This window comes from Crassaminicella profunda, from assembly GCF_019884785.1.
Classification (GTDB): domain Bacteria; phylum Bacillota; class Clostridia; order Peptostreptococcales; family Thermotaleaceae; genus Crassaminicella; species Crassaminicella profunda.
Genome location: NZ_CP082326.1, coordinates 135,040 through 154,237, shown reverse-complemented (window position 1 = coordinate 154,237; position 19,198 = coordinate 135,040). Strand labels below are relative to the sequence as shown.

Below are 19,198 nucleotides of genomic sequence, written 5' to 3'. Positions count from 1 at the left end.
AACTCTATATTATCTAGAAGTTTTAGATTAATGGATTACATTGATTGAGAATTTATACTCTCAAAACCAAACAATGCATATTTTATTGGTCAAGTCCTCGACCTATTAGTATCGGTCAGCTTAAGACATTACTGCCCTTACACCTCCGACCTATCAACCAGATAGTCTTTCTGGGGTCTTACTAGCTTAACGCTATGGGAAATCTTATCTTAAGGGGGGCTTCGCGCTTAGATGCCTTCAGCGCTTATCCCGTCCATACATAGCTACTCAGCTGTGCCACTGGCGTGACAACTGATGCACCAGAGGTATGTCCATCCCGGTCCTCTCGTACTAAGGACAGCTCCTCTCAAATTTCCTGCGCCCACAGCGGATAGGGACCGAACTGTCTCACGACGTTCTGAACCCAGCTCGCGTGCCTCTTTAATGGGCGAACAGCCCAACCCTTGGGACCTACTACAGCCCCAGGATGAGACGAGCCGACATCGAGGTGCCAAACCTCCCCGTCGATGTGGACTCTTGGGGGAGATAAGCCTGTTATCCCCGGGGTAGCTTTTATCCGTTGAGCGATGGCCCTTCCACTCGGAACCACCGGATCACTAAGCCCGACTTTCGTCCTTGCTCGACCTGTATGTCTCGCAATCAAGCTCCCTTCTGCCTTTGCACTCTTCGCGCGATTTCCGACCGCGCTGAGGGAACCTTTGGGCGCCTCCGTTACTCTTTAGGAGGCGACCGCCCCAGTCAAACTGCCCACCTGACAGTGTCCCAAAGCTGGATTCACAGCTTATGGTTAGAACTTCAGTATTACAAGAGTGGTATCCCAAGGATGACTCCACACACACTGGCGTGCATGCATCGACGTCTCCCACCTATCCTGTACATGTAATACCAAAATCCAGTGTCAGGCTACAGTAAAGCTCCACGGGGTCTTTCCGTCCTGCTGCGGGTAACCGGCATCTTCACCGGTACTACAATTTCACCGAGTCTATTGTCGAGACAGTATCCAAATCGTTACGCCTTTCGTGCGGGTCGGAACTTACCCGACAAGGAATTTCGCTACCTTAGGACCGTTATAGTTACGGCCGCCGTTTACTGGGGCTTAAGTTCGGTGCTTCGATTGCTCTAACACGTCCCCTTAACCTTCCAGCACCGGGCAGGCGTCAGCTCCTATACATCGTCTTTCGACTTAGCAGAAACCTGTGTTTTTGCTAAACAGTCGCTTGGATCTATTCTCTGCGGCCACCTCGGGCTATAAACCCTAACGTGGCACCCCTTCTCCCGAAGTTACGGGGTCATTTTGCCGAGTTCCTTAACAATAGTTCTCTCGCTCGCCTTAGGATTCTCTCCTCACCTACCTGTGTCGGTTTACGGTACGGGCACCTAGATCTAACTAGAGGCTTTTCTTGACAGCGTGGAATCAGTAAGTTCGCTACTTATATTTCGCTCCCCATAACGCCTCAGAATTGTTAAGACGGATTTGCCTATCCTAACTTCCTAAACGCTTAGACGCACACAACCAACGGTGCGCTTAACCTATCCTTCTGTGTCACCCCATCGCTCAAACGATTTTCGGTGGTACAGGAATTTCAACCTGTTGTCCATCGCCTACGACTTTCGTCCTCGGCTTAGGTCCCGACTAACCCTGAGTGGACGAACCTTCCTCAGGAAACCTTAGGTTTTCGGCGGGCAGGATTCTCACCTGCCTCTCGCTACTCATGCCAACATTCTCTCTTGTATATAGTCCACTGCTCCTTACGGTACAGCTTCAACCCATATACAATGCTCCCCTACCCATACCAAACGGTATGCCGTAGCTTCGGTGACAGGTTTGAGCCCCGGTAATTTTCGGCGCGGGATCACTCGACTAGTGAGCTATTACGCACTCTTTGAATGAATGGCTGCTTCTAAGCCAACATCCTAGTTGTCTATGCAATCCCACATCCTTTTCCACTTAACCTGTACTTAGGGACCTTAGCTGACGATCTGGGCTGTTTCCCTTTCGACCATGAATCTTATCACCCATAGTCTGACTCCTAAAGTTATGATTACGGCATTCGGAGTTTGATAGTCTTCGGTAACCGGTGAGGGCCCCTAGGACATTCAGTGCTCTACCTCCGTATCACTACCTTTAAGGCTAGCCCTAAAGCTATTTCGGGGAGAACCAGCTATCTCCGAGTTCGATTGGAATTTCTCCGCTATCCACAAGTCATCCCAGCCTTTTTCAACAGACATGGGTTCGGTCCTCCACGAAATTTTACTTCCGCTTCAACCTGCTCATGGATAGGTCACCCGGTTTCGGGTCTACGGCATACAACTAAAATCGCCCTATTAAGACTCGCTTTCGCTGCGGCTCCGTTACAAAATAACTTAACCTTGCTGCATACCGTAACTCGTTGGCCCGTTCTACAAAAAGTACGTGGTCGTTCATAAAAAGAACTTCCACTGCTTGTAAACATAGGGTTTCAGGTTCTATTTCACTCCCCTCCCGGGGTTCTTTTCACCTTTCCCTCACGGTACTATACGCTATCGGTCACTAGGAAGTATTTAGCCTTGGGGGGTGGTCCCCCCAGCTTCCCACAAGGTTTCACGTGTCTCGTGGTACTCTGGAGTATACTCGAAAGTCTTCTTGTTTCATCTACAGGACTGTTACCTTCTTCGGTGGGTCTTTCCAGACCTCTTCGACTACAATAGCCTCTTTCTTAATGAGTATATCCGCAACCCCTAAAGAAAATTCTTTAGGTTTGGGCTCTTCCCCTTTCGCTCGCCGCTACTCAGGGAATCGAGTTTTCTTTCTCTTCCTCAGGGTACTTAGATGTTTCAGTTCCCCTGGTATGTCTCCTATCTACCTATTTATTCAGTAGATGGTACTTAGGTATTACCCTAAGTGGGTTCCCCCATTCGGAAATCCCCGGATTAAAGCTTGCTTGCAGCTACCCGAGGCTTATCGCAGCTTACCACGTCCTTCATCGACTCCTAGTGCCAAGGCATCCGCCCTATGCTCTTTATAACTTGACCATGCTGCAATTACCAAAATTTTACATTTTGTGTAATTGGAGTACTAATAAACTTTACGTTTATTAGTTTCATTGTTCTTGATTTTCTCAGATTAATTGTAGTATTAATCTTTTTATATATGCATTGTTTAGTTTTCAAAGTACAAAGTTAAACCCTCTCTTTCGAAAGGTTTTAATGGTGGAGACGAGGGGGATCGAACCCCTGACCCCCTGCGTGCAAGGCAGGTGCTCTCCCAGCTGAGCTACGTCCCCATGCATGAACAGTCAGAAATAAAGTTTTCTGAGTTTCATTTTGAAGGTTTGATCCTTCAAAACTAGACAGTGTAAGATTAAACCTATTCTCCTTAGAAAGGAGGTGATCCAGCCGCACCTTCCGATACGGCTACCTTGTTACGACTTCACCCTAGTTATTGAATTCACCTTCGGCAGCTTCCTCCAAAAGGTTAGATAGCTGACTTCGGGTGCCCCCAACTTCCATGGTGTGACGGGCGGTGTGTACAAGACCCGGGAACGCATTCACCGCGACATTCTGATTCACGATTACTAGCAACTCCAGCTTCATGTGGGCGAGTTGCAGCCCACAATCCGAACTGAGACTGGCTTTTAAGATTGGCTCCAGATTACTCTTTCGCTTCCCGTTGTACCAGCCATTGTAGCACGTGTGTAGCCCAAAACATAAGGGGCATGATGATTTGACGTCATCCCCACCTTCCTCCGAGTTATCCCCGGCAGTCTCTCTAGAGTGCCCATCCGAAATGCTGGCAACTAAAGACAAGGGTTGCGCTCGTTGCGGGACTTAACCCAACATCTCACGACACGAGCTGACGACAACCATGCACCACCTGTCACTTTGTCCCCGAAGGGATTTCCCCGATTAAGGGTAATGCAAAGGATGTCAAGTTTTGGTAAGGTTCTTCGCGTTGCTTCGAATTAAACCACATGCTCCGCTGCTTGTGCGGGTCCCCGTCAATTCCTTTGAGTTTCAGTCTTGCGACCGTACTCCCCAGGCGGAGTGCTTAATGCGTTAGCTGCGGCACCGAGGTTCGACCCCCGACACCTAGCACTCATCGTTTACGGCGTGGACTACCAGGGTATCTAATCCTGTTCGCTCCCCACGCTTTCGTGCCTCAGCGTCAGTTACAGTCCAGAGAGTCGCCTTCGCCACTGGTGTTCCTCCTAATATCTACGCATTTCACCGCTACACTAGGAATTCCACTCTCCTCTCCTGCACTCAAGCCAATAAGTTTCCAAGGCTTACTACGGTTAAGCCGTAGCCTTTCACCCCAGACTTTATTGGCCGCCTACGCACCCTTTACGCCCAGTGATTCCGGATAACGCTCGCCCCCTACGTATTACCGCGGCTGCTGGCACGTAGTTAGCCGGGGCTTCCTCCTAAGGTACCGTCATTATTCTTCCCTTAGGACAGAGCTTTACGACCCGAAGGCCTTCATCGCTCACGCGGCGTTGCTGCATCAGGCTTTCGCCCATTGTGCAATATTCCCCACTGCTGCCTCCCGTAGGAGTCTGGACCGTGTCTCAGTTCCAGTGTGGCCGATCACCCTCTCAGGTCGGCTACTGATCGTCGCCTTGGTAAGCCATTACCTTACCAACTAGCTAATCAGACGCGGGTCCATCCTATACCACCTGAGTTTTGACTCATGTATGATGCCATACTAGAGTTTTATCAGGTATTAATCCCGGTTTCCCGAGGCTATCCCTGTGTATAGGGCAGGTTACCCACGCGTTACTCACCCGTCCGCCGCTTTCCACTCTTTAAATCACCCGAAGGATCAATAAAGAGCTTCACGCTCGACTTGCATGTGTTAGGCACGCCGCCAGCGTTCATCCTGAGCCAGGATCAAACTCTCAAGTATAAAAGTTTTGAATTGAACGTTTTTCGACTGTTTAGTCGATATATCTGGCTTAATTTCTTACACTGTATAGTTTTCAAAGATCAAAATGGTGCCCAGAGGCGGAATCGAACCACCGACACGGGGATTTTCAGTCCCCTGCTCTACCGACTGAGCTATCTGGGCATTATGGTCGAGGTGGCAGGATTTGAACCCGCGGCCCTCTGGTCCCAAACCAGATGCGCTACCAAACTGCGCTACACCTCGATTTATGGCGGAGGGGGTGGGATTCGAACCCACGGTCCCTTTCGGAATCACTGGTTTTCAAGACCAGCTCCTTAAACCTCTCGGACACCCCTCCGTGCTTGGTGACCCATCCGCGGCTCGAACGCGGGACACCTTGATTAAAAGTCAAGTGCTCTACCAACTGAGCTAATGGGTCAAATATATTTTGATTATACTATGGCGGGTCCACAGGGATTCGAACCCCGGACACACGGCTTAGAAGGCCGTTGCTCTATCCAACTGAGCTATGAACCCATTTTGGTGCGGGTGGAGGGACTTGAACCCCCACGCCGAAGGCGCTAGATCCTAAGTCTAGTGCGTCTGCCAATTCCGCCACACCCGCATGCTTCAATCACCTAAATTTCACATTTATTGTGAGTGGAGTAGTCAGAAACTAAAGTTCCTTAACTTTTTAAATGGTGGAGGAGAGTGGATTCGAACCACTGAAAGCTAAGCTAACGGATTTACAGTCCGTCCCCTTTGGCCAACTCGGGAACTCCTCCCTAATATTTTTTATGGAGCTGGCGAAGGGAATCGAACCCCCAACCTGCTGATTACAAGTCAGCTGCTCTACCGTTGAGCCACACCAGCACATCTACATCATTTTATAGCCATTTCATACTTTTCTTGCCTTTGCAACTCATTACTAAGTGATTTACACGAAATCATAGATTTCGGTTCTCTACTTATACCGTTGAGCCACACCAGCATATTTAAACTACTTCATAACCATTTCATATTAAAGAAAATTGGCGACCCGGAAGGGGTTCGAACCCTCGACCTCCAGCGTGACAGGCTGGCATTCTAACCAACTGAACTACCGGGCCAATTTTGGTGGGCGTAACAGGGTTCGAACCTATGACCCCCTGCTTGTAAGGCAGGTGCTCTCCCAGCTGAGCTATACGCCCAAAATTGGTGACCCATCCGGGAATCGAACCCGGGTTACCGCCGTGAAAGGGCGGTGTCTTGACCGCTTGACCAATGGGCCTTAAAATGGTTGCGGAGGCAGGATTTGAACCTACGACCTTCGGGTTATGAGCCCGACGAGCTACCAACTGCTCCACTCCGCGATATGTGGTGCCGGAGACCGGAATCGAACCGGTACGATCTGTAAGGACCGCAGGATTTTAAGTCCTGTGCGTCTGCCAGTTCCGCCACTCCGGCAATTCTTCTGGCTCCAAGGGTGGGACTCGAACCCACAACCTATCGGTTAACAGCCGAGTGCTCCACCATTGAGCTACCTTGGAACACAAACCAGCAACGACCTACTCTCCCAGGCAGTTACCCACCAAGTACCATCAGCGCTGAAGGGCTTAACTTCTGTGTTCGGTATGAGAACAGGTGTGACCCCTTCGCTATTATTACTGGATTTGTTAGAATTGCATAATTCTTAATTTTTATCCTTATTTCTCATTTGAATTGCAATGAGTTTTTTTGAGGACAAGATATATTTTATCTTGTTTTACGTAGTTTGTCAACAACTTTTTTATGTTTTTTAAAACTTTTTTTTGTTGACGACAAGATTTATTCTACCAAATTTATCGAATCTTGTCAACTACTAATTTGTACCCTCAAAACCAAACAATGCATATTTTATTGGTCAAGTCCTCGACCTATTAGTATCGGTCAGCTTAAGACATTACTGCCCTTACACCTCCGACCTATCAACCAGATAGTCTTTCTGGGGTCTTACTAGCTTAACGCTATGGGAAATCTTATCTTAAGGGGGGCTTCGCGCTTAGATGCCTTCAGCGCTTATCCCGTCCATACATAGCTACTCAGCTGTGCCACTGGCGTGACAACTGATGCACCAGAGGTATGTCCATCCCGGTCCTCTCGTACTAAGGACAGCTCCTCTCAAATTTCCTGCGCCCACAGCGGATAGGGACCGAACTGTCTCACGACGTTCTGAACCCAGCTCGCGTGCCTCTTTAATGGGCGAACAGCCCAACCCTTGGGACCTACTACAGCCCCAGGATGAGACGAGCCGACATCGAGGTGCCAAACCTCCCCGTCGATGTGGACTCTTGGGGGAGATAAGCCTGTTATCCCCGGGGTAGCTTTTATCCGTTGAGCGATGGCCCTTCCACTCGGAACCACCGGATCACTAAGCCCGACTTTCGTCCTTGCTCGACCTGTATGTCTCGCAATCAAGCTCCCTTCTGCCTTTGCACTCTTCGCGCGATTTCCGACCGCGCTGAGGGAACCTTTGGGCGCCTCCGTTACTCTTTAGGAGGCGACCGCCCCAGTCAAACTGCCCACCTGACAGTGTCCCAAAGCTGGATTCACAGCTTATGGTTAGAACTTCAGTATTACAAGAGTGGTATCCCAAGGATGACTCCACACACACTGGCGTGCATGCATCGACGTCTCCCACCTATCCTGTACATGTAATACCAAAATCCAGTGTCAGGCTACAGTAAAGCTCCACGGGGTCTTTCCGTCCTGCTGCGGGTAACCGGCATCTTCACCGGTACTACAATTTCACCGAGTCTATTGTCGAGACAGTATCCAAATCGTTACGCCTTTCGTGCGGGTCGGAACTTACCCGACAAGGAATTTCGCTACCTTAGGACCGTTATAGTTACGGCCGCCGTTTACTGGGGCTTAAGTTCGGTGCTTCGATTGCTCTAACACGTCCCCTTAACCTTCCAGCACCGGGCAGGCGTCAGCTCCTATACATCGTCTTTCGACTTAGCAGAAACCTGTGTTTTTGCTAAACAGTCGCTTGGATCTATTCTCTGCGGCCACCTCGGGCTATAAACCCTAACGTGGCACCCCTTCTCCCGAAGTTACGGGGTCATTTTGCCGAGTTCCTTAACAATAGTTCTCTCGCTCGCCTTAGGATTCTCTCCTCACCTACCTGTGTCGGTTTACGGTACGGGCACCTAGATCTAACTAGAGGCTTTTCTTGACAGCGTGGAATCAGTAAGTTCGCTACTTATATTTCGCTCCCCATAACGCCTCAGAATTGTTAAGACGGATTTGCCTATCCTAACTTCCTAAACGCTTAGACGCACACAACCAACGGTGCGCTTAACCTATCCTTCTGTGTCACCCCATCGCTCAAACGATTTTCGGTGGTACAGGAATTTCAACCTGTTGTCCATCGCCTACGACTTTCGTCCTCGGCTTAGGTCCCGACTAACCCTGAGTGGACGAACCTTCCTCAGGAAACCTTAGGTTTTCGGCGGGCAGGATTCTCACCTGCCTCTCGCTACTCATGCCAACATTCTCTCTTGTATATAGTCCACTGCTCCTTACGGTACAGCTTCAACCCATATACAATGCTCCCCTACCCATACCAAACGGTATGCCGTAGCTTCGGTGACAGGTTTGAGCCCCGGTAATTTTCGGCGCGGGATCACTCGACTAGTGAGCTATTACGCACTCTTTGAATGAATGGCTGCTTCTAAGCCAACATCCTAGTTGTCTATGCAATCCCACATCCTTTTCCACTTAACCTGTACTTAGGGACCTTAGCTGACGATCTGGGCTGTTTCCCTTTCGACCATGAATCTTATCACCCATAGTCTGACTCCTAAAGTTATGATTACGGCATTCGGAGTTTGATAGTCTTCGGTAACCGGTGAGGGCCCCTAGGACATTCAGTGCTCTACCTCCGTATCACTACCTTTAAGGCTAGCCCTAAAGCTATTTCGGGGAGAACCAGCTATCTCCGAGTTCGATTGGAATTTCTCCGCTATCCACAAGTCATCCCAGCCTTTTTCAACAGACATGGGTTCGGTCCTCCACGAAATTTTACTTCCGCTTCAACCTGCTCATGGATAGGTCACCCGGTTTCGGGTCTACGGCATACAACTAAAATCGCCCTATTAAGACTCGCTTTCGCTGCGGCTCCGTTACAAAATAACTTAACCTTGCTGCATACCGTAACTCGTTGGCCCGTTCTACAAAAAGTACGTGGTCGTTCATAAAAAGAACTTCCACTGCTTGTAAACATAGGGTTTCAGGTTCTATTTCACTCCCCTCCCGGGGTTCTTTTCACCTTTCCCTCACGGTACTATACGCTATCGGTCACTAGGAAGTATTTAGCCTTGGGGGGTGGTCCCCCCAGCTTCCCACAAGGTTTCACGTGTCTCGTGGTACTCTGGAGTATACTCGAAAGTCTTCTTGTTTCATCTACAGGACTGTTACCTTCTTCGGTGGGTCTTTCCAGACCTCTTCGACTACAATAGCCTCTTTCTTAATGAGTATATCCGCAACCCCTAAAGAAAATTCTTTAGGTTTGGGCTCTTCCCCTTTCGCTCGCCGCTACTCAGGGAATCGAGTTTTCTTTCTCTTCCTCAGGGTACTTAGATGTTTCAGTTCCCCTGGTATGTCTCCTATCTACCTATTTATTCAGTAGATGGTACTTAGGTATTACCCTAAGTGGGTTCCCCCATTCGGAAATCCCCGGATTAAAGCTTGCTTGCAGCTACCCGAGGCTTATCGCAGCTTACCACGTCCTTCATCGACTCCTAGTGCCAAGGCATCCGCCCTATGCTCTTTATAACTTGACCGTTTTTGATCATTTTGATATCTCTCAGATTAATTGTAGTATTAATCTTTTTATATATGCATTGTTTAGTTTTCAAAGTACAAAGTTAAACCCTCTCTTTCGAAAGGTTTTAATGGTGGAGACGAGGGGGATCGAACCCCTGACCCCCTGCGTGCAAGGCAGGTGCTCTCCCAGCTGAGCTACGTCCCCATGCATGAAACTCAGAAATAAAGTTTTCTGAGTTTCATTTTGAAGGTTTGATCCTTCAAAACTAGACAGTGTAAGAAACAAACCTATTCTCCTTAGAAAGGAGGTGATCCAGCCGCACCTTCCGATACGGCTACCTTGTTACGACTTCACCCTAGTTATTGAATTCACCTTCGGCAGCTTCCTCCAAAAGGTTAGATAGCTGACTTCGGGTGCCCCCAACTTCCATGGTGTGACGGGCGGTGTGTACAAGACCCGGGAACGCATTCACCGCGACATTCTGATTCACGATTACTAGCAACTCCAGCTTCATGTGGGCGAGTTGCAGCCCACAATCCGAACTGAGACTGGCTTTTAAGATTGGCTCCAGATTACTCTTTCGCTTCCCGTTGTACCAGCCATTGTAGCACGTGTGTAGCCCAAAACATAAGGGGCATGATGATTTGACGTCATCCCCACCTTCCTCCGAGTTATCCCCGGCAGTCTCTCTAGAGTGCCCATCCGAAATGCTGGCAACTAAAGACAAGGGTTGCGCTCGTTGCGGGACTTAACCCAACATCTCACGACACGAGCTGACGACAACCATGCACCACCTGTCACTTTGTCCCCGAAGGGATTTCCCCGATTAAGGGTAATGCAAAGGATGTCAAGTTTTGGTAAGGTTCTTCGCGTTGCTTCGAATTAAACCACATGCTCCGCTGCTTGTGCGGGTCCCCGTCAATTCCTTTGAGTTTCAGTCTTGCGACCGTACTCCCCAGGCGGAGTGCTTAATGCGTTAGCTGCGGCACCGAGGTTCGACCCCCGACACCTAGCACTCATCGTTTACGGCGTGGACTACCAGGGTATCTAATCCTGTTCGCTCCCCACGCTTTCGTGCCTCAGCGTCAGTTACAGTCCAGAGAGTCGCCTTCGCCACTGGTGTTCCTCCTAATATCTACGCATTTCACCGCTACACTAGGAATTCCACTCTCCTCTCCTGCACTCAAGCCAATAAGTTTCCAAGGCTTACTACGGTTAAGCCGTAGCCTTTCACCCCAGACTTTATTGGCCGCCTACGCACCCTTTACGCCCAGTGATTCCGGATAACGCTTGCCCCCTACGTATTACCGCGGCTGCTGGCACGTAGTTAGCCGGGGCTTCCTCCTAAGGTACCGTCATTATTCTTCCCTTAGGACAGAGCTTTACGACCCGAAGGCCTTCATCGCTCACGCGGCGTTGCTGCATCAGGCTTTCGCCCATTGTGCAATATTCCCCACTGCTGCCTCCCGTAGGAGTCTGGACCGTGTCTCAGTTCCAGTGTGGCCGATCACCCTCTCAGGTCGGCTACTGATCGTCGCCTTGGTAAGCCATTACCTTACCAACTAGCTAATCAGACGCGGGTCCATCCTATACCACCTGAGTTTTGACTCATGTATGATGCCATACTAGAGTTTTATCAGGTATTAATCCCGGTTTCCCGAGGCTATCCCTGTGTATAGGGCAGGTTACCCACGCGTTACTCACCCGTCCGCCGCTTTCCACTCTTTAAATCACCCGAAGGATCAATAAAGAGCTTCACGCTCGACTTGCATGTGTTAGGCACGCCGCCAGCGTTCATCCTGAGCCAGGATCAAACTCTCAAGTATAAAAGTTTTGAATTGAACGTTTTGGACTTTTATAGTCCATATATCTGGCTTAATTTCTTACACTGTATAGTTTTCAAAGATCAATTTTTTAAATCATCGCCGTTCGACGACTTAATCATCTTATCATTTCTTGTCGAATCTGTCAAGCATTTTTTTTGATTGATTATTGCTTTTCGACAGCGACAAGATATATCTTACCATCTCTTCGAAACAAAGTCAACCAGAAATTAATTCCAGTTTTCAAAGGTGCTTCTTTAAGCGAGGTAAGTAATACTATACCATCATATAGGAATACAGTCAATACTTTTTTTATAAAACAAACCATTTTCTTGTGTTTTTCATATATTCATTGCGGACAACCTCACCTCTACACTCTACTATATTTATTTCTTAAATATAGCTAAACAGGTTGAATACCTAATATTAAGCAATCAGTTAATAAAATCTATTAATAATTACTCCTGCTGATATTATGATATGATAGCTACCCCTAATGCATTTTTCTCATAAATAATAAACAATAAAATATAATTTCCTATTTACAATAATATGATGTTTTTATAAAATGTTATGTATGAATATTCATTTTTTTGTGACGTACAGCCTTTACTATAGACATAAATTTATAAAAGTTAATATATGCCATTCATGTTTAGAAAGAATTCTGATGAAAAAAACTGTTCTATCATGGAGCAAAATCCACTTGAATGTATCAATCCTTTTAAAAACTATTGATCCATCTAAAAAACTTATATTCTAATCTCTCATGAATAAAATCTAAAAACTAAGTTTATGAGAAAGTTTTTAACTTCATCTTTTTTATTTATTTTGCCCATTGCAATAATTCATAGATTCATATATATTGTCTTTAAAACTTCATTCTATAAAAGGAGGCCTCTCATGTTATCTTCAAAATTAAAAGGAATTACCCCTTCTTTTACCATAGGAATCAGTACAAAGGTAAAAGAACTAAAAAGTCAAGGACAGGATATTATTAACCTCAGTATTGGAGAACCAGATTTTTTGACACCATCTTCTGCTAAAAATAATGCTATTGAAGCAATAAATATGGATCAAACAAAATATGATTCAGCAGCTGGATTATTAGAATTACGTAAAGCCATTCAAAACAAACTTCAAGTTGAGAACAACATTTTATATGAATTAGATGAAATTATTGTATCAAGTGGTGCAAAACACGCTATTACAAATACACTTATTGCTTTATTAGATTATGGTGATGAAGTAATCATTCCAAAGCCTTATTGGGTTAGCTATCCTGAAATGGTTAAACTCGTAGGAGGTAAACCAGTTTTTCTAGATACAAAAAAGGAAAATAATTTTAAAGTAACACCTAAAGATATTGAAAATATACTTACCCCTAAAACCAAAATAATTTTTATTACAAATCCTTCTAATCCAACAGGAGTAGTATATTCAAAAGAAGAATTACAACAAATAGTTGATATTTGTCTTAAACATAATATCTATATTTTAGCTGATGAAATCTATGAAAAGATTTGTTATGTAGATTCTTTTGTTAGTATTGCTTCATTATCTAATGACGCAAAAAACATAACCATTACCATCAATGGACTTTCAAAATCAGTTGCAATGACTGGATGGAGAATTGGTTACTCTGCTACAAATAAAACCCTGGCAACAGCTATTGCTGCAGTACAAGGCCATCTAGTATCCCATCCTAGTACCATTTCTCAGTGGGCTGGTGTTTCAGCTTTAACTTCCTGTCAGTCAGAAATCGTTGAAATGGTAAATACTTATCAATCCAGAAGAGATCTAGCTATAGAAGCACTCAAAAAAATTAAAAATCTTGAATTTATTACTCCTCAAGGCGCTTTCTATCTGTTTATTGATATATCTAATCTAAAAAATAAATTAAAATGGAATGATAGCTTTTCTGTTGCCTTTTCAGATATGTTATTAAACATAGGAAAAGTTGCCGTTGTTCCAGGAATTGCCTTTGGCATGGATGATTTTATTCGTATCTCCTACGCATGTGACACAGAAGAATTATTACAGGGAATCAATCGTATTCAATCTTTTATAGAAAATCTTTAATCTTTAATCTAAATCAGTCTTTCTTTATAAGAACCCAATATTAACATTTCATAATTATGTACATCATAAAAAAGTCTACCTTTGAAACATTTTACTTTCAAATGGTAGCCTTTTTTAATCTATATGAAAAATTATAAAAATCTATACAAATTTAAGAAGTTTATAATTTTCTCTAAATTATAAAAAGAGCATTGCTTTGTAATTAAGCTTTGCTCTTTTATGTTTATAAACTATAAAAAGTTGTGGATAAATTTTAATTTCGAATATATTTTTCAACAGTATTTTTATAAAATTGTTCATTAATTTTTTAATCACATCATATCTTGTGTGAAAATGTTTTTAAATTGTGAATAACTTAGATGATTTATTCATTTTATCAACAACTCAAAGGGTTTATTCACAAATTTATGAAATAAAAAAAAGACCTAAAACGAACTCGTTTCGTCCTAAGTCCTTTATGTAACCAGCGACGACCTACTCTCCCAGGCAGTTACCCACCAAGTACCATCAGCGCTGAAGGGCTTAACTTCTGTGTTCGGTATGGGAACAGGTGTGACCCCTTCGCTGTAGTCACTGGATGCTGCAATCCCCCAAATTTTATATTTGGTGTGATTGTAGTACTAAGAAACAAATGCGTTTCTTAGTTTCATTAATTTAAAACTCTATATTATCTAGAAGTTTTAGATTAATGGATTACATTGATTGAGAATTTATACTCTCAAAACCAAACAATGCATATTTTATTGGTCAAGTCCTCGACCTATTAGTATCGGTCAGCTTAAGACATTACTGCCCTTACACCTCCGACCTATCAACCAGATAGTCTTTCTGGGGTCTTACTAGCTTAACGCTATGGGAAATCTTATCTTAAGGGGGGCTTCGCGCTTAGATGCCTTCAGCGCTTATCCCGTCCATACATAGCTACTCAGCTGTGCCACTGGCGTGACAACTGATGCACCAGAGGTATGTCCATCCCGGTCCTCTCGTACTAAGGACAGCTCCTCTCAAATTTCCTGCGCCCACAGCGGATAGGGACCGAACTGTCTCACGACGTTCTGAACCCAGCTCGCGTGCCTCTTTAATGGGCGAACAGCCCAACCCTTGGGACCTACTACAGCCCCAGGATGAGACGAGCCGACATCGAGGTGCCAAACCTCCCCGTCGATGTGGACTCTTGGGGGAGATAAGCCTGTTATCCCCGGGGTAGCTTTTATCCGTTGAGCGATGGCCCTTCCACTCGGAACCACCGGATCACTAAGCCCGACTTTCGTCCTTGCTCGACCTGTATGTCTCGCAATCAAGCTCCCTTCTGCCTTTGCACTCTTCGCGCGATTTCCGACCGCGCTGAGGGAACCTTTGGGCGCCTCCGTTACTCTTTAGGAGGCGACCGCCCCAGTCAAACTGCCCACCTGACAGTGTCCCAAAGCTGGATTCACAGCTTATGGTTAGAACTTCAGTATTACAAGAGTGGTATCCCAAGGATGACTCCACACACACTGGCGTGCATGCATCGACGTCTCCCACCTATCCTGTACATGTAATACCAAAATCCAGTGTCAGGCTACAGTAAAGCTCCACGGGGTCTTTCCGTCCTGCTGCGGGTAACCGGCATCTTCACCGGTACTACAATTTCACCGAGTCTATTGTCGAGACAGTATCCAAATCGTTACGCCTTTCGTGCGGGTCGGAACTTACCCGACAAGGAATTTCGCTACCTTAGGACCGTTATAGTTACGGCCGCCGTTTACTGGGGCTTAAGTTCGGTGCTTCGATTGCTCTAACACGTCCCCTTAACCTTCCAGCACCGGGCAGGCGTCAGCTCCTATACATCGTCTTTCGACTTAGCAGAAACCTGTGTTTTTGCTAAACAGTCGCTTGGATCTATTCTCTGCGGCCACCTCGGGCTATAAACCCTAACGTGGCACCCCTTCTCCCGAAGTTACGGGGTCATTTTGCCGAGTTCCTTAACAATAGTTCTCTCGCTCGCCTTAGGATTCTCTCCTCACCTACCTGTGTCGGTTTACGGTACGGGCACCTAGATCTAACTAGAGGCTTTTCTTGACAGCGTGGAATCAGTAAGTTCGCTACTTATATTTCGCTCCCCATAACGCCTCAGAATTGTTAAGACGGATTTGCCTATCCTAACTTCCTAAACGCTTAGACGCACACAACCAACGGTGCGCTTAACCTATCCTTCTGTGTCACCCCATCGCTCAAACGATTTTCGGTGGTACAGGAATTTCAACCTGTTGTCCATCGCCTACGACTTTCGTCCTCGGCTTAGGTCCCGACTAACCCTGAGTGGACGAACCTTCCTCAGGAAACCTTAGGTTTTCGGCGGGCAGGATTCTCACCTGCCTCTCGCTACTCATGCCAACATTCTCTCTTGTATATAGTCCACTGCTCCTTACGGTACAGCTTCAACCCATATACAATGCTCCCCTACCCATACCAAACGGTATGCCGTAGCTTCGGTGACAGGTTTGAGCCCCGGTAATTTTCGGCGCGGGATCACTCGACTAGTGAGCTATTACGCACTCTTTGAATGAATGGCTGCTTCTAAGCCAACATCCTAGTTGTCTATGCAATCCCACATCCTTTTCCACTTAACCTGTACTTAGGGACCTTAGCTGACGATCTGGGCTGTTTCCCTTTCGACCATGAATCTTATCACCCATAGTCTGACTCCTAAAGTTATGATTACGGCATTCGGAGTTTGATAGTCTTCGGTAACCGGTGAGGGCCCCTAGGACATTCAGTGCTCTACCTCCGTATCACTACCTTTAAGGCTAGCCCTAAAGCTATTTCGGGGAGAACCAGCTATCTCCGAGTTCGATTGGAATTTCTCCGCTATCCACAAGTCATCCCAGCCTTTTTCAACAGACATGGGTTCGGTCCTCCACGAAATTTTACTTCCGCTTCAACCTGCTCATGGATAGGTCACCCGGTTTCGGGTCTACGGCATACAACTAAAATCGCCCTATTAAGACTCGCTTTCGCTGCGGCTCCGTTACAAAATAACTTAACCTTGCTGCATACCGTAACTCGTTGGCCCGTTCTACAAAAAGTACGTGGTCGTTCATAAAAAGAACTTCCACTGCTTGTAAACATAGGGTTTCAGGTTCTATTTCACTCCCCTCCCGGGGTTCTTTTCACCTTTCCCTCACGGTACTATACGCTATCGGTCACTAGGAAGTATTTAGCCTTGGGGGGTGGTCCCCCCAGCTTCCCACAAGGTTTCACGTGTCTCGTGGTACTCTGGAGTATACTCAAGCTAGACTAAGTTTTGCCTACAGGACTATTACCTTCTTCGGTAACTCTTTCCAGAGTTCTTCGGCTACAAATTCTTTGCTCTTAATGAGTATATCCGCAACCCCTAAAGAAAATTCTTTAGGTTTGGGCTCTTCCCCTTTCGCTCGCCGCTACTCAGGGAATCGAGTTTTCTTTCTCTTCCTCAGGGTACTTAGATGTTTCAGTTCCCCTGGTATGTCTCCTATCTACCTATTTATTCAGTAGATGGTACTTAGGTATTACCCTAAGTGGGTTCCCCCATTCGGAAATCCCCGGATTAAAGCTTGCTTGCAGCTACCCGAGGCTTATCGCAGCTTACCACGTCCTTCATCGACTCCTAGTGCCAAGGCATCCGCCCTATGCTCTTTATAACTTGACCTGCTGCAATGCTTCAATTACCAAAATTTTATATTTTGTGTAATTGGAGTACTAATAAACTTTACGTTTATTAGTTTCATTGCTCTTGATTCTCTCAGATTAATTGTAGTATTAATCTTTTTTTATATGCATTGTTCAGTTTTCAAAGTACAAATTCAAACCCTCTCTTTCGAAAGGCTTTAATGGTGGGCTTGGGAGGACTCGAACCTCCGACCTCACGCTTATCAGGCGTGCGCTCTAACCACCTGAGCTACAAGCCCCTACCTGAGAGTTAAACTCTCAAAACTAGACAGTGTAAGAAACAAACCTATTCTCCTTAGAAAGGAGGTGATCCAGCCGCACCTTCCGATACGGCTACCTTGTTACGACTTCACCCTAGTTATTGAATTCACCTTCGGCAGCTTCCTCCAAAAGGTTAGATAGCTGACTTCGGGTGCCCCCAACTTCCATGGTGTGACGGGCGGTGTGTACAAGACCCGGGAACGCATTCACCGCGACATTCTGATTCACGATTACTAGCAACTCCAGCTTCATGTGGGCGAGTTGCAGCCCACAATCCGAACTGAGACTGGCTTTTAAGATTGGCTCCAGATTACTCTTTCGCTTCCCGTTGTACCAGCCATTGTAGCACGTGTGTAGCCCAAAACATAAGGGGCATGATGATTTGACGTCATCCCCACCTTCCTCCGAGTTATCCCCGGCAGTCTCTCTAGAGTGCCCATCCGAAATGCTGGCAACTAAAGACAAGGGTTGCGCTCGTTGCGGGACTTAACCCAACATCTCACGACACGAGCTGACGACAACCATGCACCACCTGTCACTTTGTCCCCGAAGGGATTTCCCCGATTAAGGGTAATGCAAAGGATGTCAAGTTTTGGTAAGGTTCTTCGCGTTGCTTCGAATTAAACCACATGCTCCGCTGCTTGTGCGGGTCCCCGTCAATTCCTTTGAGTTTCAGTCTTGCGACCGTACTCCCCAGGCGGAGTGCTTAATGCGTTAGCTGCGGCACCGAGGTTCGACCCCCGACACCTAGCACTCATCGTTTACGGCGTGGACTACCAGGGTATCTAATCCTGTTCGCTCCCCACGCTTTCGTGCCTCAGCGTCAGTTACAGTCCAGAGAGTCGCCTTCGCCACTGGTGTTCCTCCTAATATCTACGCATTTCACCGCTACACTAGGAATTCCACTCTCCTCTCCTGCACTCAAGCCAATAAGTTTCCAAGGCTTACTACGGTTAAGCCGTAGCCTTTCACCCCAGACTTTATTGGCCGCCTACGCACCCTTTACGCCCAGTGATTCCGGATAACGCTTGCCCCCTACGTATTACCGCGGCTGCTGGCACGTAGTTAGCCGGGGCTTCCTCCTAAGGTACCGTCATTATTCTTCCCTTAGGACAGAGCTTTACGACCCGAAGGCCTTCATCGCTCACGCGGCGTTGCTGCATCAGGCTTTCGCCCATTGTGCAATATTCCCCACTGCTGCCTCCCGTAGGAGTCTGGACCGTGTCTCAGTTCCAGTGTGGCCGATCACCCTCTCAGGTCGGCTACTGATCGTCGCCTTGGTAAGCCATTACCTTACCAACTAGCTAATCAGACGCGGGTCCATCCTATACCACCTGAGTTTTGACTCATGTATGATGCCATACTAGAGTTTTATCAGGTATTAATCCCGGTTTCCCGAGGCTATCCCTATGTATAGGGCAGGTTACCCACGCGTTACTCACCCGTCCGCCGCTTTCCACTCTTTAAATCACCCGAAAGATCAATAAAGAGCTTCACGCTCGACTTGCATGTGTTAGGCACGCCGCCAGCGTTCATCCTGAGCCAGGATCAAACTCTCAAGTATAAAAGTTTTGAATTGAACGTTTTGGACTTTTATGTCCATATATCTGGCTTAATTTCTTACACTGTATAGTTTTCAAAGTTCAATTTTAAAATTCATCGTCGTGTTGACGACTTATTTATCTTATC

At 46.5% G+C, this 19,198-nt stretch carries 1 protein-coding gene, 17 tRNA genes and 8 rRNA genes; 1 reads left to right on the top strand and 25 read right to left on the bottom strand.

All coding sequences use genetic code 11. The annotated features are described in order from the left end of the window. Positions 1–85 precede the first annotated feature (85 nt). From K7H06_RS00735 to K7H06_RS00635, 21 genes are all read right to left on the bottom strand, one after another. Positions 86–3,012: ribosomal RNA gene (locus K7H06_RS00735) — 23S ribosomal RNA — on the bottom strand. A gap of 175 nt (positions 3,013–3,187) precedes the next feature. After that, positions 3,188–3,263 (bottom strand) — tRNA-Ala (locus K7H06_RS00730). A 96-nt stretch (positions 3,264–3,359) separates the two neighbouring features. Next, positions 3,360–4,885 (bottom strand): 16S ribosomal RNA (locus K7H06_RS00725). 86 nt (positions 4,886–4,971) lie between these two features. Beyond that, a tRNA-Phe gene (locus K7H06_RS00720) sits at positions 4,972–5,047 on the bottom strand. A 4-nt stretch (positions 5,048–5,051) separates the two neighbouring features. Continuing rightward, positions 5,052–5,128 (bottom strand) — tRNA-Pro (locus K7H06_RS00715). Between the two features lie 5 nt (positions 5,129–5,133). Further along, a tRNA-Ser gene (locus tag K7H06_RS00710) sits at positions 5,134–5,222 on the bottom strand. Between the two features lie 5 nt (positions 5,223–5,227). After that, positions 5,228–5,303: transfer RNA gene (locus K7H06_RS00705), tRNA-Lys, on the bottom strand. 21 nt (positions 5,304–5,324) lie between these two features. Continuing rightward, positions 5,325–5,401, bottom strand: a tRNA-Arg gene (locus K7H06_RS00700). Between the two features lie 4 nt (positions 5,402–5,405). Then, positions 5,406–5,489, bottom strand: a tRNA-Leu gene (locus tag K7H06_RS00695). Between the two features lie 74 nt (positions 5,490–5,563). Beyond that, positions 5,564–5,649, bottom strand: a tRNA-Tyr gene (locus tag K7H06_RS00690). A gap of 13 nt (positions 5,650–5,662) precedes the next feature. Beyond that, positions 5,663–5,737 (bottom strand) — tRNA-Thr (locus K7H06_RS00685). Between the two features lie 159 nt (positions 5,738–5,896). Continuing rightward, a tRNA-Asp gene (locus K7H06_RS00680) sits at positions 5,897–5,973 on the bottom strand. 5 nt (positions 5,974–5,978) lie between these two features. Next, positions 5,979–6,054 (bottom strand) — tRNA-Val (locus tag K7H06_RS00675). 5 nt (positions 6,055–6,059) lie between these two features. Then, positions 6,060–6,134: transfer RNA gene (locus tag K7H06_RS00670), tRNA-Glu, on the bottom strand. Between the two features lie 6 nt (positions 6,135–6,140). Then, positions 6,141–6,216 (bottom strand) — tRNA-Met (locus K7H06_RS00665). Positions 6,217–6,221: 5 nt separating this feature from the next. Next, a tRNA-Leu gene (locus tag K7H06_RS00660) sits at positions 6,222–6,310 on the bottom strand. A gap of 8 nt (positions 6,311–6,318) precedes the next feature. Beyond that, positions 6,319–6,393 (bottom strand) — tRNA-Asn (locus K7H06_RS00655). Positions 6,394–6,398: 5 nt separating this feature from the next. After that, positions 6,399–6,515, bottom strand: a 5S ribosomal RNA gene (gene rrf / locus K7H06_RS00650). 227 nt (positions 6,516–6,742) lie between these two features. Continuing rightward, a 23S ribosomal RNA gene (locus K7H06_RS00645) occupies positions 6,743–9,669 on the bottom strand. Between the two features lie 112 nt (positions 9,670–9,781). Beyond that, positions 9,782–9,857: transfer RNA gene (locus tag K7H06_RS00640), tRNA-Ala, on the bottom strand. A gap of 96 nt (positions 9,858–9,953) precedes the next feature. Further along, positions 9,954–11,479, bottom strand: a 16S ribosomal RNA gene (locus tag K7H06_RS00635). The 16S, 23S and 5S rRNA genes sit together here with 16 tRNA genes alongside, the layout of an rRNA operon. Positions 11,480–12,379: 900 nt before the next feature. On the opposite strand from K7H06_RS00635, the gene K7H06_RS00630 reads away from it, so the two are divergent. Further along, a complete protein-coding gene (locus tag K7H06_RS00630) occupies positions 12,380–13,558 on the top strand; it encodes a pyridoxal phosphate-dependent aminotransferase (protein ID WP_223038084.1) in 1,179 nt (392 codons plus the stop codon). Positions 13,559–14,019: 461 nt separating this feature from the next. Here the strand turns inward: K7H06_RS00630 and rrf (K7H06_RS00625) are convergent. The 4 genes from rrf (K7H06_RS00625) to K7H06_RS00610 form a co-directional block, all read right to left on the bottom strand. Then, positions 14,020–14,136 (bottom strand): 5S ribosomal RNA (gene rrf / locus K7H06_RS00625). 165 nt (positions 14,137–14,301) lie between these two features. After that, a 23S ribosomal RNA gene (locus K7H06_RS00620) occupies positions 14,302–17,228 on the bottom strand. 182 nt (positions 17,229–17,410) lie between these two features. After that, positions 17,411–17,487, bottom strand: a tRNA-Ile gene (locus tag K7H06_RS00615). 60 nt (positions 17,488–17,547) lie between these two features. Beyond that, positions 17,548–19,073, bottom strand: a 16S ribosomal RNA gene (locus K7H06_RS00610). Positions 19,074–19,198: the final 125 nt, after the last annotated feature.

Excerpts from the sequence above, each read along its gene's own strand:
- K7H06_RS00630 (WP_223038084.1), top strand. The coding sequence starts at position 12,380 with ATGTTATCTTCAAAATTAAAAGGAATTACCCCTTCTTTTACCATAGGA.